A 16,602-nucleotide genomic window follows, 5' to 3' on the forward strand; every position below is an offset into this window, starting at 1 on the left:
AAAAATCAACTCGTCAAACGATTTAGCATTCGCAATTCCGGCTGCATCGCGCCGGCCGTCATCGCATAGAATCGAGCTTCCATGGATACCCTCAACGATCTAAATGAGCGCGTCGACGCCTTTGTCGGCACCAGCTCCTTCGACACGCCTGCCGCGGCAAACGACCAAGCCCCCATCGATGTGCCCGCCGAGGTTCACGAGGACATCGTCGCCTCGGTCGATTTCTCCGAGGTCGAGCTCGCAGACGAGTTCACCGAGCCCCAGGTAGCCGTGACCCCCAACGGACTGCTCCCCATGGAGCCGCTGCCCATCGACGGGCGTTTGCGCAAGGCGGCCCTTCGCATGCCTGACGAGATTGAGGAGGCCAGCGGCTTCACGCTCTTCGGCCGTCGTATCAAATCGCTCATCTACACCACCGACGTCGCGGTCATCCGCAACTCCAACGCCGATGCCGTCTTTGCCGTTTACCCCTTCACGCCGCAGCCCGCCATTACGCAGGCGTTGCTGACCGTCGCCGAGTGCCCGGTCTTCGTAGGCGTGGGCGGTGGCACCACCACCGGCAAGCGCTCCGTTCAGATGGCAGCCGTCTCCGAGATGCAGGGCGCGGCGGGCTGTGTGGTCAACTCCCCCGCCACCGCCGAGATGGTCGAGCACATCACCAACATCGCCGACATCCCCGTCGTCGCCACGGTCGTACGTTGCGACGACGATGCTCACGCAAAGGTGCGCGCCGGCGCCAAGATTCTTAACATCGCCGCTGGCAAAAACACGCCGCAGGTCCTGCGTGAACTGCGCGAGCACTATCCCAACCTGCCGCTCATCGCGCCGGGCGGCAAGACGCCCGAGAGCATCCGCGAGACCATCGCCGCCGGCGCCAACGCCATCATCTGGACGCCGCCTTCGGCACAGCAGCTACAGACCGACATGATGCAGCGTTATCGCAAGATGAAGGAAGACGCCACGCCCGTTATCTCGCGCGACGATGTGCCCATTATCGACCAGGTCGCCGCCGCCGAAGTCAGCCAGGTCGAGAACATGAATCCCGACGTGCCGATTCCCGACGAGGTCATCGAGCGCGTCGCTTCGATCCACGAGCGCGTCGAGGAGCGTCGCGCCAACCGCGGGCTCAAGCCCTCACTGCACGGCTTTTTCTTCCGAGGAAAGAAACGCTAGCAAAACATCTTGGCCCGCCCCACAAACGTGAGGCGGGCCGTTTTCGTTTGGGCAATCATGCAGCGATGTGATGGGGCAAATTAATCCACGCGCTTGTCGCCCATAAAGAAGAGCGCCACCGTACCAGGTCCGGTATGCGAGCCAATCAGAGTACCGATGTTATTGATCTCAATCTTGCCTTTAAGCTGCGGAACCTGTTCCTCAATCAGCGCCGCAACTGCTTCGGCATCCTCGCGGCACGCCGAGTGCGACATGATGCACTTACCCGAATAATCCGCACCGTCCTGCACGTGTGCCATCATGGTCTTAGCCATCTCGGAAATCGCGCGCTTCTTAGTGCGAATCTTCTCACGTGGCGACAGCTTGCCGTCGCAATCGACCGTCATAAGTGGGCAAATCTTAAGCGCCGTGCCGATGATTGCGCTCGCAGCCGAAATGCGACCGCCGCGCAGGTAGCTCGACAGATCGGTCGAGAAGAACCAGTGGTGCAGGTTGAGTTTGTGCTCCTCGATCCAGGCGGCCGTCTCGTCGAGCGAAGCGCCGCTATCGCGAACGTCGGCGGCACATTCCGCCAGCAGGCCAAAGCCCGAAGACGCCGCCAGCGAATCGATGACGCGAACCTTGCCGCCCTGGGGATAGCGATCCGCGAGCATCTGCGCCGCAACGCAGGCCGATCCATACGTGCCCGAAATACCCGACGACAACGTCAGGTGCAGCACGTCTTTACCCTCGGCAACAAACGGCTCCCAAAACTCCTCGTACTCACCCACGCTCACCTGAGACGTCTTGGGCATGGCGCCCGCAGATATCTGGGCAAAAAACTCGTCCGGCGTAATCGACTGATACAGATCGTCCGTATAGACAACATCGTCGATCTCGTAATGAAAACACACGACAGGGATATTGCGCGACACAAAGAACTCACGGGTTCGGTCGGCGGCAGATTCACAGGTCAGGACAAAATCACTCATATGAGGCTCCTTACTCATTGCTGCGCAAATTATTGCACAGTGAGCCTACATACGGTACATATGTCCACTATTTACCAAATCGAAGCAATAATAGCGAACATCTTTACCACCATCGTCTCCACCGACCCCACGCATGAATATCTGAGAAAACACCCTCTGTCGTCTCCACTCAACCGCCATATCTACCTCAACTAAATCGATTTACCAAACCGTTCGGCTAACAATTCGGCCGCCCATCCCCAATCGAAACAAAAGCGGCGCATACTGATAAACGTTTGACGCTGTTTATCAGTTTTACCAGCTCCATCGGAAGGTGTTTCATGGTCGCATTCGATCGCAATCCGCAAGACTTCAAGTATCTGCGTCTGCTGTCGAGACAATTTCCCACCGAGCAATCCGCGTTTACCGAGATTATCAATCTCTCGGCCATTCTCAACCTGCCCAAAGGCACCGAGCATTTTATGAGCGACGTGCATGGCGAGTACGAAGCCTTTATGCACATCCTCAACAACTGCTCGGGCGTCGTGCGCGAACATGTCGACGAGATTTTTGGCGACACGCTTTCCTTTGACGAAAAGGGCGAGCTGTGCACGCTCATCTACTACCCGCGCGAGAAGATCGACCTGGTCCGCAGCCGGCGCGAAGACTCGCCCACCTGGTACAGGACGATGCTTGACCAGCTCATCATGGTCGCCCGCTCGCTTTCGAGCCGCTATACGCGCTCCAAGGTGCGTAAGGCCATCCCGCGCGATTACGCCTACATCATCGACGAGCTGCTGCACACGCATCCGGACGAGAACAACTATCGCGTGCGCTATCACGAGCGCATCGTGGAGTCCATTCTGGAGACCGCCAGCGCCGACGACTTTATCGAGTCGCTTGCCTCGCTCATCAAGCGCCTGGCCGTCGACCACCTGCACCTGGTGGGCGACATCTTCGACCGCGGCGGCGGCGCGGCCAAGATTATGGACCGCCTGCTCACCTACCATTCGCTCGACATCCAGTGGGGCAACCACGACCTGCTGTGGATGGGCGCCGCTGCCGGCGAGCCCGCCTGCATCGCCACGGTGCTGCGCAACAACCTACGCTACGACAACTACGAGATCCTGGAGAACGACTACGGCATCTCGCTGCGTGAGCTTGTCGCCTTTGCCGATGCCACCTACACCGACGGTGAGCCCATCACCCCGCTGATCAAGGCCATCAACGTGCTGCTCTTTAAGCTCGAGGGCCAGATTATCCAGCGCCACCCCGAGTTCGATATGACCGACCGCCTGTTACTCGACAAAATCGATCACGACACCGGCACGGTCACGCTCGCCGACGGCAGTGTGTGGCCGCTCACGACCAACGACTTCCCCACCGTCGACCCGGCGGACCCCTATACGCTCACGCCCCAGGAGCAGCACATCATCGACAAGCTCGTGTCCGAGTTTGTCACCGCCGATCACCTGCATCGCCATATCGATTTCCTCTATTCCCACGGCTCGATGTACAAGGTCGCCAACGGCAACCTGCTCTTCCACGGCTGCGTTCCGCTCAACGAAGACGGCACCTTTAGCAGCATGAACTGCTTGGGCACCTGGCACGCTGGCCGCGATTATCTCGATTTTTGCGACCACATCGCCCGCCGCGCCTGGCGCGTGGGCGACCGCGACGCTCTCGACTGGATGTGGTACCTGTGGATTGGCTTTAACTCGCCCGCCAGCGGACGCCTGGTGCGTACCTTTGAGCGCGCCTATATCGCCGATAAGAGCACCTGGGTCGAGCCGATGGACCCGTACTTTACGCTTACCAAGTCGCCCTCGGTCTGCGATGACATCATGCGCGAGTTTGGCGTCGCGCCCATGGCCTGCTCGCCGACGGGCCGCATCATCAACGGCCATACGCCCGTCAAGACCACCAAGGGCGAGCAGCCCATCCGCGCCAACGGCAAGCTGCTGGTCATCGATGGCGGTTTCTGCCGCGCCTACCACCCCAAAACGGGCATCGCCGGCTACACACTTATCTCGAGTTCGCGCGGATGCCGCCTTAAGTCGCATCAGGCCTTTACCACCGTTGCCGAGGCGCTCACCCGCAACATCGATATCGAAAGCGAGACCAACCGCTTTGACGAGGCCGACCGTCGCCGCATGGTGAGCGACACCGATACCGGCGTCAAGATCCGCAGCCAGATCCAGGACCTACGCCAACTGCTCGATGCATATAGAAACGGTGCCATCGAGGAGCGCGCCTAGCTCCACCCGCGGGGATTGGCTAAACTTGCTGGGTTTGTCATCCCCACGGCGCCCCAGCGCCACCCTAAGGCAGGTACCATGCAAAAGCTCCTTGCGCAGATCATGAAATTTGGCGTCGTCGGTGTCATTGCCACGGTTATCGACTTTGGCATTATGAATCTGCTCCACTACGGTCTGGGCCTTAACATCCTGATCGCCAACACCAGCGGCTTTATCGTCTCGCTCATCTTTAACTACGTCGCGAGCATGAAGTACGTGTTTGCACACAAGGAGGGCATGAGTCGCCGCCGCGAGTTCATTATCTTTGTCGTGCTGTCCGTGATCGGCTTGGCGCTCAACGACGGTATCGTGCTGGCGCTCAACGCCGGTCTGGGGCTCGAGGCCAATATCGCCAAGATTTGCGCCACCGCACTGGTCATGGTCTACAACTTTGTGACCCGAAAGATCTTCCTGGAGGGCGAGGAGACCAAATAGCTCGGCCTCCTCGTTGCACTACGGGGCCCACGAACGACGTGCGTCGAGCGCTGCGTTGTTCGTGGGCCTTGTTCGTTTACGGGCAAATTTGGCACGTTTGCGGATTGTCTCTTGCAAATTTGGCGAGTTCGTATAGTTCTTGGCAAAGACCTTACGTTTCCCATGCAAAAGCTCTAAAGTATCCTCTGCTCGATTCGTCAACGCATTGGATGTGATTACGTGCGCAAGGCACTGGCACAACCTCATACTAAGCAATTCCTCAAGTTCGCTGTCGTGGGCCTTATCTCCTTTGGCATCGACTGGGGCATGCTGATTGCGCTCGTCGAGCTGTTCCATCTCGACTTTTTGATGAGCACCACAGTCTCGTTTACCACCTCCGTCGTGGTTAACTACTGGCTCAGCATGAAGTACGTGTTCGACCATCGCGAGGGCATGAGCCGCAAGCGCGAGTTTACGATCTTCACCATCCTGTCGGTAATTGGTCTGGGTCTCAACGACCTGTACATGTTTGTGGGCGTCACGTTTTTGAGCATCGGCTACCAGGCCATGAAGGCAATCGCAACGTTCTTGGTCACCTGGTACAACTACTTTAGCCGTCGCTTATTCCTCGAGGGCGCGTAGTCGTAGACGGCCCAACATAATCTCGCTTCGCAGCCGGTTGGAATTCACGTTCCAACCGGCTTTTTGTTTACAGAGTCTGCCGCGGAAGGCGTACGAGGCGGGCTACAGTGCATGAATGGGACGCAGTTTCCCTATGAGCGCCGTTCCGGAAAGTGCATCCCAGATTGCAGCCTCAGAATGGGACACAGCTTCCGCAACGCCGTCCTAGCGGAAACTGTGTCCCGGAATTCGCCTTCAGAGTGGGATGCAATTTCCGGTTGAGCCTCGATTGGGAAACGACGTCCCATTCGCATGAAAACGGGCGGCTCGGATGTTGGTCCGAACTGCCCGTCTGGCGCGCTATGTCGAGGCCTCTAGCCCGTTACGTAATACCACACGACGTTGGCGCCATTAGGGAGAACGTAGTTACTGCAGGCCGTCATGGGCGCTGTGCCGTTAACGGAGTACATCCAGCCGCTCTTGCCGCCATGCTCCATCTCGGCCAAACCGCCAATGGCGGCAACATACGTTCCGTACGACGTGCCGCGCGCATTCACGGAAAGCCCTAGGGCGCACAGAGCATCGTAGGCCGTAGCGCCCTCGTTAAAGGTGAAGGTGCCACTAGAAGACACAGGATTGCCCACGGCGCTCGATGTGACCGAAACCGTCACCGTGACGTAGCCAGGCTGCTGCGAGCCGCCCTGATTGCCAGCAGAGGCGCTGCCGCTGTTGGATGCAGACCCACCGCCAGACACCGAGCCGCCGCCCGAAGAAGAGCCGTCAGAAGAACTCGATCCACCGGCGGATTCGGAGCCATGTCCGGCAGACACGTTGCTGGACTTCTTCCCGCCCTTGCCTTCGGACTTCTTCTCCTTCGAATCCTTTTTTGAGTCCTTGTCCGAGGATTCGGAAGCGTCCTTGGAATCAGATTCATCCGAGTCCTTCGACCCGTCCTTCGCATTGTCCGAAGATTTGGAGTCCTTGGACGCAACCTTACCCGAAGCGGTAGTCGAGCCGGAAACCGACGCATCCTTGGCAACGATGCTCTCCCCCGTCACGGTCTCGACAATCCAATCGATGGACCAGGCACCGCTGACGGAAGGGTAAACAAAGCCCAGCGAGACGACAATCAGCGCAATGCAGACGGCTGTCAGAACACCAACAAGCGCCTTGCGCCGCGAGGCGGGCGCCACCGAAGCGGCGCCCTTTTGCTTTGTATCGTCAAGCTGGATGAACGACGAGTCGGGCTGCTTGGACTCGGCGTCCTGAGGCTTATTGGACACAGCCCTCACCTACCGACGCTTGGTGAATACGAACACGCCGATGACGGCAAGACCGATCACGCCTGCCGCAACGCCGACGATGGCAAGCGGATTGAAGCCAGACTGCTGCGCGGGAGCCGCAGTGGACTTCTTAGCAGCGGTCGTAGCAGACGAGCCCGTATCGGACTTGGAGCCGGACTTGCTGGACTTCTTATCAGACTTCTTGCTGTCCTTCTTGTCGGACTTGTCGGAATCCTTCTTGGAATCCTTGCCGTCCTTGGTCTCGGTCGTGGTCGTGGTCGACGACACCGGCTTCTGCCCAGGCGAAACAGCGCCGCCGCTCTGCTGGCCGTTAGTACCATTGCCGGAACCGGCGCCGGCACCGGCATTACCCGAGCCGCCGTTGGAGCCAGAGCCGCCGTTACCACCAGGGTTAACAGCATTCTTGACCCACTTGGCATACAGCGTCATATCCGCCGTCACCGCAACGCTAAAGTCATACGCCTCCGTACAAGCCTCGTCGGTATACCAACCAGCGAAGGTGTAGCCCTCGCGCGTCGGATCGGCAGGCTTGGCCACAGAGCCGTTGGCGGCCGTAGTCTGAAAATCGACCTTGGACCCCTTGCCAGCACTAAACGAAACCTTAACGCCAGCATTCAGCTTGAACAGCGTGCCAGAGTCGTTGATGTAGTACAAGTTGCCCTGGGCATCACAAGCGATTGGCGAGTCACAGTAGTTGTTGTGGCCCGTTGCGCTAAACACACCAGAAGCCTCGGTGTCACCCAACTTGTAACGATATACGCCACCGCCCGTGGTGTAGTTAACGAAATCAGGGCTCTCGCCGTAGTTAACCGTGAAGTAGACATACGCGTCTTTGCCCTGGGCACTCACGAGCGGAGCGCCCTTGATGCCACCAAGTCCGGCCGGCAGCTGAGAGCCGTCCGCCGTCGTGACCAGCGTCCTGGCAAAGTCCTTGGCCGGGTCAATAATCGCCAGCGCAGAGCCGCCAGCAACCTCGCCGCCAACAATTAGCTTGCCATCATACATCGTAGGCGCACACGCACAGCCGGTAAGGCCAAGGTCAACTACGCGCTCCTCGGTAATACGCGAAGCGGCATCCGCATCGCGTGAGTCGCCATCAGAAATCGCCAATACGTGCAGCTTGCCGTCGCGCGAGATGAGATAGGCATGGCTACCGTCGTCAGAAAACACGCAGGTGGAGTTGACAATCGCCCCAACCGAGACGCTGCCGAGCACATCGCCCGTCGACTTACTCAGCATCTCGACGGTACCGGAACTGGTGGGAACCAAGACAAAGTCATCGCCCACCGTAGCGCCTGTCCAGTAATAGCCCTCGTTCGGATTGACATGCTGCCAAGAAACCGCTCCGGTCAGGATATTGATGCGCGTCAGATGGCCGTTGTCATACGTGCCCTTTCCATAGTCGACATCAACGGTGCCGACATAGAGGTAATTGCCATCAACCGTCAGCTGAGAATTCGACTGAGCAGTCCCGCTCACGAAGTCAGTGACCCAAACCGTTGTGAGCGTGTCAGCCGTCAGAGCCTGGACCGCACCGCGGTCGAGCGGAACGATAACCAAACCGTTCGCGTAAATCGGGCGCGAGGTGTAACCGACCGCAGTCTTAAGCTTCGACTCGGCAAGGACCTTGCCCGACTCGGCGTTAATCTTTAGTAAACGCTTGTTGACGGCGAGGTATACGTAGCCGTTAACAACGATAGGCTCACTTGCGTTGGGATTCGTGGCACCCGAGTACGCCTTCCAATCGAACGTCCAGGAGCTCGCTAGCGCACCCGTAGGCGTCGAAACGTTCTCGACCGCTGCATTGGACTTGCCGTCCCAATCGGACTTCCAATCGGTCGGACGTGGGGCGCTCGGATTGACTACGACCTCGTCGGGATTAGGCACCGTATCGCCGGCAGCATAGGCCCAGACGATCTCGTCACGCGACTTGAGCACGTAGTCACTGTCGAGTTGAGATCCGGGAACACCGTTAACAAAGTACGACCAAGCGCCGGCCAACTTAGTGCCGTCAAGCGGAGAGACGAGGCTGTGAACGCCCCAGAAGCCCAGCTGATCGTACATCTCGGACTTGATGCCCAAAGCATCGAAGTAGGCGGCAGTGGCGTCCTTGATCGTCGTGCCCCCAACAAACACCTGCTTCGAAGGATCGGTCCAGCGCTGTGCCTTATCGTCCTTCTTGCCGATGATCTCCATCGAGACAGAGACCTGACCGGGCATGGTGCCATCGGAACCATAGACCCAGGTAATCTCATCGCCGGCCTTGAGCGTGTAGTTGCCGGCGCCGACATTGGCCATCTTGCCGTTAACGAAGAACTGCCAGGACTTCCAGGTGCTTTCGTTTACCCGTACGGTCGAAAGCTTCACGCTCTTATTGAACGGAGAAGTCAGCGAATTGAGGAACCAACCATACGAACCGGTTTGGACGTCGGCGCCAATACCGGCCCGCTTAAAGACCTGCTCGGAAAGATCGGCGGCAGTTGCGCCCTCTTCCACCAGTGCAGTCGTAGGCTGCGCCCACGTCTGCTGAGCACCCGAAGCGTCCTGACCGATAACGGTGCAGCTTACCGAAAGCTGGTCGGTGGGTGCAGCGTCGCCGTACTTCGAATAGCACCAGACAACAGAGTCACCCGCATCGAGGGGGTAACTGCCAGCGCCAACCGACGCCGCAACACCATTGATAAACAGCTGCCAATAGGCACCCGTAGCGGAATCATACGCAAGAGTACGATCAGCGTCGAAAGGCGACGTAATGGAGTTGAGCACCCAGCCCCAAGAACCATTGGGGTCGTAGTCGACCTTGAGACCGGCCTGCTTAAAGAGCTCTTCGGAAAGATCGGCGGCCGTCGAGCCATTCTTGAGCGTGTACTGCGTCGCGGCAGCCCACGTTTGCTGTTTACCCTTGGCATCGATGCCAATGACGGAGCACGTCGCCGTAACCTCGGGATCGTTTTGACCGCTCGTGCCCAGAACCGTGATCTTTGCCGACACGTCCTGGTTGGCAAGCTTGGCGTACGTAGCGTTGTCGGGGTAACGCTCAGCGTAGCGAGCGTACTTCTCGCTCGTCAGACGCGAGGAAACGACAACCTTCGTGTTGTACTGCGGCTGCGTGACCTTGAGATTCTCTGCGGAAACAATAGAGCTGTTGCTCGACTTAAACAGACGCCAATCCTGCCCGGACATCGCGTCATAGCCAGGCAGATCGACCGGAACAATACCGGGGGACGTCGAATCGGTCGTTGCCTTGTTGTAGCTCCAGGCAAGGTTGCCGTCGGCATCGAGATATGCCTTCTGGAACGCGTGCATGTCGGTCGAAACGGCACTAGCGTCCTGGCCATTCAAGATGGCAGCGGCGTAGCCGGCCTTAGCCTGCTCCATAAGAGAAAGCTCGGCATCGAGCTCGCCCTGGTCCTGCGGAGCAATCGCAAAATCGAGGGTCTTACTAGCCGTGACCTCGGAGTTCGACTTGTCGGTCACCGTGAGGGTGATCTTGGTGTTTGCGGCCTTGGCTCCGGGCAGCGGCTGATAGACCGTGCCCTTGTAACCGTTGAACGTGATGTCATCGGTGCTGGCAGAGTACTTGACCTCGTAATACTTGCCGTCGAGATTGAGCGTGCTCGTGCGTGGCATCTGCAGGTCGGCGGTCAAGCCGTCCTTGTTGGCGACCACGTCGGTGCCGGAGTACTTGATATTATCGTAGGTAAAGGCCGCATTGACCTTCTCCTGCAGTGCCTTCTTGTCGGCGTTGACTTTCTCGGGATCGCCCTTGACCGTCACGACGAAGTCATGCGAGCCGGCAAGCTTGATGTCGCCGCTCGTAACCGTAACCTTGGCGGTCAGCGTCACGTCTCGATCGCTCGATGCGCGCGAAACCTTACCCGTCTTATCTTCCCAGCTATAACCAGAAACAAACAGGCGCTCGGTGTCGGAGCTTGTCCATTCAACAGAGAATTTCTTTGCGGAACCCGCCTTGTACGGAAGCGTGACATTTTGAGTCACGCCATCGGCGGACTCGCCCGACGCGTAGCCAATCTGCAGGGATTCGGCGGCTCCGTCAAGAAGGTCTTGCAGTTTAGCCTCGTCCCAAGCAACCTGCACGGACTTGTTGGGCAGGTAATACTCGGTCTTGCCATCGCGCGACAGTTCAAACGCCACATCGGCGTTACGCAGACCGTCGATGTTGTAACCGGTGTAGTTGTTGGGGTCAATGAAGAAGAACGTCACATTGCCATTGGTCTTATCCTGGGCGTCGGAGATACCGACCGTAGCCTTGGCGTCCTCGGCCTTAAAGGCAACGCCGCCCTCAGAGACCTTGACGTCAATATCGGTAAAGCCCAAATCGGCAAGCTGCGCCTTCAGGACATCGTTGACGTTGCCGCCCTTGGCGCTGTAATCAACGGCGATCTGCTTATTGGCATCGTTAAGCTTTTGGACTGCGGCCTCAAGCGAGCCCGCGGCGATAACCTTGTTAGCGGAGACGAGCTCGACCGTCGAGCTGCCGCTCGTGGCGACAGCCTTCAGATACTTGCCAGCAGCAGATGCCGAAACCGTTGCCGCGGCGCCCGACATATCGGGCAGCAGCGTCCAGTCGGCCGCCGGAGCCTTCGCGTCGTCGGCCGCATACCAGGCTACAGTCGCCTGGTCGGTGACATCGATACCGTTGGTGGTCGAACCGTCGGCGCGCTTGGCCTGCGCTGTCGCCTTTACGCTATCGCCCGAGACGAGATGGGTCGAATCGCTATTAATCTGCGGGCTGGCGATCACGCGCAGCAGGCTATACTCCCCCGCCGCGGTGACGCTATCGGACGAAACCCATTCAACCGTGTTGTCGAGAGCGCTCGCCGTAACTTTGATGCGCTTGCCGACAAGCGCATCCGTAAGAGTCAGGCTGCCATCGGTCTTATCGATGCCGTCGGTGAGCTCGGTCCAATCGGCATCGCCCTCGCCCTTGGCATACCACGCCATGGTGAGCTCGGCATCTTCGGGCACGTCCTTCGTCGAGCCCGACCAGCTGCCCGGAACCTGCACGCTCGGCGTGATCTTTGAACCCACGCTGAGCGTAACGTTCTTATCGGCAAGCTCAATGCCTGCCAGCTTGTACTGGCCCTTAAGCGTCACGGGGCCGAGCGGGGCAACGGACTGCGTGCCGCCGTAGGAGCTCTTCTTCTGCGTGCTGGAAACGGTATTTTCGCTCGTCACCTTCACGCGCAGATACTTGCCAGCATAGGCAGCGTCAACGGTATAGGCGGCCTCGGTAGCACCGGGAATATCGGTATAGGCGGGGTCGTAGCTCGAGCTGCTGTTTGCATACTGCCACTGGTAGGTCACGTTATCGGTGCGGTCGATATAGTTGTAGCGCGAACCGTCCTTTTTGCGCACCTTAGTCTTGAGCGTATCGCCTACGTGCACGCCATTGGTAGCAGGAGAACCCTCGAACTGCACGTCATAGAGCTCCACTTGGCCCGCGACGGAAACGGGACCCACCGCATAGTACGGCTTCTGCTCGCCATAGCCGCCGTTGGCCTTGGCCACGACGTAGTAGCCCTTAAGGGCGGCGGTCACCGTCAGGGTGTTACCGGTCTCACCCTTGATAGGCGTGTCGCACTTGCTTGCGGTGTTCGAGGTGCCCTTATACCACTGCCACGTGACATGCGAATCGGCGGTAACGTCGGTGGAACCCGCCTTGGCGGTCGCCGTAATCGTAGAACCAACCTCGACTTTGCCCGAAGTCGGGCTCATAGTCACGCTCGTAACGTTAATTGAACCGGTAGCCGCAACGAGAGCGCCCGTGTTGTTGGCCATGCTCGAAGAGCCGATCTTCGAGGACACCTTGCACTTGAGGTACTTGCCACCTAAAGCGTCGGTAAGCTCGAGGGTCTCACCCGTGGCACCCGCAATGTCGGTATACGTGCCACTCTTGGTGTCAGAGCTCTGCCACTGATAGTTGAGCTTGCTCGCGTCGACGAACGCGCCGTACGCGCCGCCCTTCTCCTTAGCGCGGGCCTTAGCGGTATCCCCCACCGCAAAGACGCTCGTATCGTCCTTGGTATTGATGATGGACACGGCCGAAATCTCGACCGCACCGGCCTGTTTGACCTTGCTGGAAGTGGTCTTGTTCACCGTGTTGACGCCAGCGTTGGCCTCGACCCTGATGTACTTGCCCTCAAGGTCGTCGCCCACCACGAGCGAAGCACCCGTCTTGCCCTCGATCTTGGTAAAGCCCGAGTACTGCGAGGTGGATGCGGACCACGTGTAGGTAACCTTGGCGTCGGCGGGGGCTTGCTGATAATAGCTTATGTACGGAGTCGCCGTCAGGGTGTCGCCTATGCTCGGCGTGTCGCTACTCAGCTTGACGTTGTTAAGCTCCATCTGCCCGGCACCCAGCACGGGACCGGGGATGTTGTTGGCATTGATACCCGAGCCGGAAGAAACGGACGGACCATAGTAGTCCTTGCCATCAACCGTTACCCTGCAGATGAAGTATTTGCCTTCCATCGCGGCGGTGACGGTGAGCGACTGCTCGTGGCCTACGACCTCGGTGTAGTCGGCGACATTGCTGCTGGCCCTAGTCGTACCGGCGAGCCAGGTGTAAGTCCAAGTGCCGGGATTGGCAACGGGCTCAGTCGAAGTGCCGTACCAGTCGTCCTCGACCTCATCGTACATATTTGCCCAAAGCGTCTCACCGGCCTTGAGCGCGCCCGACTTCGTGGAATAGGAGCTGTCCTTATCCTTGGTATCCTGGATGAAGACCTTGGCCTCGCTCGAAAGCGTTGTGGCAGACGCGGCGGCAACGGCGTTCTTCTGCTCCGAAGCAGCAGGCGTCGCAGCAGAGTTCTCGGACTCAGTCGCGTTGCCTGCGGCGGTGTCGGCACCATTCGCGGCACTCGCAGTTGCGCCCTGATCTGCGCCGGCGTCATCGGCAGCAGCGCTCGCCGCCGCACTGTTCGCGCCGGTGTCGGCAGCGGTGCCATCGTCGGCCGCCGCGCCCTCGCCGCCCGTCGCAGCCTGCGCCACGGCCTCGGCAATGCCCTCGGCGCCCTCGGCCCAAAGTTGCGCCGGCGTGGTGCCAAAAGCCATGGCAAAAGCCAGGAACGCCACCAGACCGCGCTTGGCTACGCCGCGGGCAATCGCTCCATGACGACGCCACGAGGCGCGTTGGCACTCATCCTCAAACATATCCATTTGTCTCCTATTGTCTGAACTTGGGACATTGCCCAGCGGCTGCCCCACGTCATCGCGCATATCGCGCTTGAGTACCCCCATCGGGGTCCCCCTTCCCTCCAGAGCCCAACGCGTACCGGCGGCATGCGCCGCGGCCGCGTACAAGATGGGAGGCGATCCGACTTAACCTTACCGACCCGGGCGCGCCGTCCGATCTGCGACGCGACCATCCCGGGCCAAGAGGAATTACGGTTACTGGTACAGCCGGGGACTTACACCCCGATTCTCCCAAACGCGCAGGAAAACCGCGCATTCGTGCGTCTCCGCACCACCATCTAGGCCATCGATTATTACTGTCGATATGGTAGCACGCAAAAGGGCCCCGCACACAGGCGAAGCCCAAGGTACAAGCTATGGTTTGCGATAGAAAAGGGCGGGGATGAAGTGCCGAGCAAAATAACCCGTTTCCCCGACCCCGGGAAATCGCTAACGCTTACCGCCGTGGCTATTGCGCCAGATCTCGCGGCCCAGCATCAGTGCCAGCGCCAGCGCGCTCACGTAGCCCATAAAGCCAATGACCGGGATACCAAACACAACCGGCTCGATACGCGCATAGTACACCACCGACGAACCGATAAACAGACCGGCGATCACAATTGCCATCGACATGCGGTCGATAATTCCACCCAGCTGCCGCAGTGCCTTATCGCTGCTCATGATCTGCGTGTTCACCTTAAGCTGGCCGCGCGTAAGCATACGCGACGCCAAGCCCAGATACTCGGCCGCCTCGAGCGAACCTTTTGCCGCTCGATAGCTGCTCGCGGCAAGATCGCGCCCCATATCGCGCACGCGCGCATAGGTGCTCTTCTCGTTTTTGATGTGCGTCTGGATAATCTGGATCATGTTGACGTTGGGCATGTACTCGGTCAGCAGGCCCTCGAGCGTCACCATGCCGCGCGCGAACATCGTCACCACACTCGGCAGCTCAACGTCGTTTTTGCGCGCCAGATTGAGCAGCGAGGTCAAAAACTCGCCGATATCCAGGTCCTTAAGATCGAGCCCCGCAAAGTCGGCGACAATAAAGTCCAAGTCGGACAAAAAGGCCGAATGGTCGAGCTCGGCAGAATCGCCGCGCGTCACGGCAAAGCGCATAAGCGAATCCTTGAGCTTGGGGACGTCACCCTCGGCCACGGCGAAAATCATGTCCTTGACGATACCGCGGTCGTGACTCGACATGCGCCCGACCATGCCCAGGTCGATAAAGTAGACGATGCCGTCCTTGAGGATAATGTTTCCCGCATGCGGGTCCGCATGGAAAAAGCCGTCGTCGAGCACCTGCGTCGAATAGTCCTCGACGATTGCGGCGCCGATCTTTTCCAAGTCATAACCCTCGGCTGCCAAACGCTTGGGATCGGCGATGGAGATGCCGTCGATGTAGTCCATGACCACCACGTGCTCGGTGCAAAGGTCCAGGTAGGATTTGGGACACGATACGCCATGCACGCTTTTGTGGAAGTCATAGAAATCGTTGAGGTTTTTGGCCTCGGCCAAAAAGTTGGTCTCCTCGCGAAACGAGGTCCACAGCTCTTCGACCACGCCGTGCAGGTCAACAAACTGGTCGGTGTTGACGAACTTGGAAACGATACGCACCACCGAGCGAATGATGTCGATGTCCTGCGCCATCACCTGCTGCGCACCGGGGCGCTGCACCTTAACGGCCACGTCCTCGCCGGTCACCAGGCGGGCGCGGTGCACCTGCGCGAGCGACGCGCTACCGAGCGGGTTGGGGTCGATCGCGTCGAACATCTGCCCCAGGCGCTGGCCGTATTCCTCTTCCAGACAGCGGAGCACTACCTCATACGGCACCGGCTCTACGTCGGAGCGCAGACGGCGCAGCTCGTCGCAAAACCGCTGCGGCAAGATCTCGGAGCGGTTGGCCAGAATCTGCCCCATCTTGACGAACATAGGGCCGAGCTCTTCGAGCAGACGACGCAGGCGCACCGGCGTGAGGTTGTCCCACACGCGATACTTTTTGATCAGGCGAACGATCTGCCCAATGCGCTCACGACGACCTGCCGGCGTGAGCTGGTATTCCTCATCCGGCGCCATCGCGTCGGGCTCCTCGGGGACCATATCGACAGCGCGCGGCTTCTTGCGAGCGCCCGAGACGGCGGCATCGACCTCGTCGACAACCGCCGCCTCGTCACCCAAGGGATCTTGATTGTTGTAATCGGTGGTGGAATCTGCCATCTGCGCTGCTACTCGGCCTCTTCGGCGTCCTCTGCGTCGTCGGGTTCAACGGACTCGACGGGCACCGAGGTCACGTTGTCCTCGACCGAATCGACGATGTCGCGCACATGGGCCAGGAAGGCCGTGCGCTCGGGGGCGGTCATAACGCGGACGCGAGCCAGGATGAGCTCATCGAGCACGCGCTGTGCCGCAGTCTCGCCCTGCATGCCCAGGCGCTCGGTCAGGTCGGAGATGGTGCCACCCGCCTGCTCGAACATATCGGACACGCTGCGGGCGATATCGGGGGTGCCGGCATCCTTGCGGACCTGCTCGCCCTTGGTACCGAGGTCGTCGAGAACCTTCTTGCCGCCCTCGACGGCAACGGCGGCGGCGCCGAAGCCCACGTTGATGGCACCGTTAACAAGCTGATCGAGTTTCATAACCATGGTTGGC

The 16,602-nt window shown here is 59.3% G+C and carries 9 protein-coding genes; 4 read left to right on the forward strand and 5 right to left on the reverse strand.

Going from position 1 to position 16,602, the window contains the following annotated elements; translation table 11 throughout:
- Positions 1–81 precede the first annotated feature (81 nt).
- Entirely contained in the window at positions 82–1,173 is a 1,092-nt protein-coding gene (locus DXC67_RS03095; RefSeq protein ID WP_117637312.1) for a hypothetical protein, read from the forward strand.
- 80 nt (positions 1,174–1,253) lie between these two features.
- Here DXC67_RS03095 and DXC67_RS03100 read toward each other — a convergent pair whose 3' ends face one another.
- Positions 1,254–2,144, reverse strand: coding sequence for a DegV family protein (locus DXC67_RS03100; RefSeq protein ID WP_117637313.1), 891 nt, complete (start codon positions 2,142–2,144; stop codon positions 1,254–1,256).
- Between the two features lie 320 nt (positions 2,145–2,464).
- Between DXC67_RS03100 and DXC67_RS03105 the strand changes: the two genes are divergently transcribed.
- From DXC67_RS03105 to DXC67_RS03115, 3 genes are all read left to right on the forward strand, one after another.
- On the forward strand, positions 2,465–4,381 hold the full coding sequence (locus tag DXC67_RS03105) for a fructose-1,6-bisphosphatase (RefSeq protein ID WP_117637314.1): 1,917 nt from the start codon (positions 2,465–2,467) through the stop codon (positions 4,379–4,381).
- Positions 4,382–4,459: 78 nt separating this feature from the next.
- Positions 4,460–4,855 (forward strand): GtrA family protein, encoded by a 396-nt coding sequence (locus tag DXC67_RS03110; RefSeq protein WP_117637315.1) that lies wholly within the window; start codon positions 4,460–4,462, stop codon positions 4,853–4,855.
- 219 nt (positions 4,856–5,074) lie between these two features.
- A complete protein-coding gene (locus tag DXC67_RS03115; RefSeq protein WP_117637316.1) occupies positions 5,075–5,476 on the forward strand; it encodes a GtrA family protein in 402 nt (133 codons plus the stop codon).
- 353 nt (positions 5,477–5,829) lie between these two features.
- Here the strand turns inward: DXC67_RS03115 and DXC67_RS03120 are convergent, their stop codons facing one another.
- From DXC67_RS03120 to DXC67_RS03135, 4 genes are all read right to left on the reverse strand, one after another.
- Positions 5,830–6,738: a DUF4430 domain-containing protein gene (locus DXC67_RS03120; RefSeq protein WP_233503144.1), complete on the reverse strand. Its 909-nt coding sequence runs from the start codon at positions 6,736–6,738 to the stop codon at positions 5,830–5,832.
- 9 nt (positions 6,739–6,747) lie between these two features.
- Positions 6,748–13,941 carry a DUF4430 domain-containing protein gene (locus DXC67_RS03125; RefSeq protein ID WP_117637317.1) on the reverse strand — a complete coding sequence of 2,398 codons (7,194 nt, stop codon included), beginning with the start codon at positions 13,939–13,941 and terminating at the stop codon, positions 6,748–6,750.
- A 465-nt stretch (positions 13,942–14,406) separates the two neighbouring features.
- Complete coding sequence (locus tag DXC67_RS03130) at positions 14,407–16,170, reverse strand: AarF/ABC1/UbiB kinase family protein (RefSeq protein WP_117637318.1); 1,764 nt, start codon at positions 16,168–16,170, stop codon at positions 14,407–14,409.
- 8 nt (positions 16,171–16,178) lie between these two features.
- On the reverse strand, positions 16,179–16,595 hold the full coding sequence (locus DXC67_RS03135; protein ID WP_117637319.1) for a hypothetical protein: 417 nt from the start codon (positions 16,593–16,595) through the stop codon (positions 16,179–16,181).
- Between the last annotated feature and the right edge of the window lie 7 nt (positions 16,596–16,602).

The sequence above is a fragment of the Collinsella sp. TF07-1 genome, assembly GCF_003437235.1.
GTDB lineage: Bacteria > Actinomycetota > Coriobacteriia > Coriobacteriales > Coriobacteriaceae > Collinsella.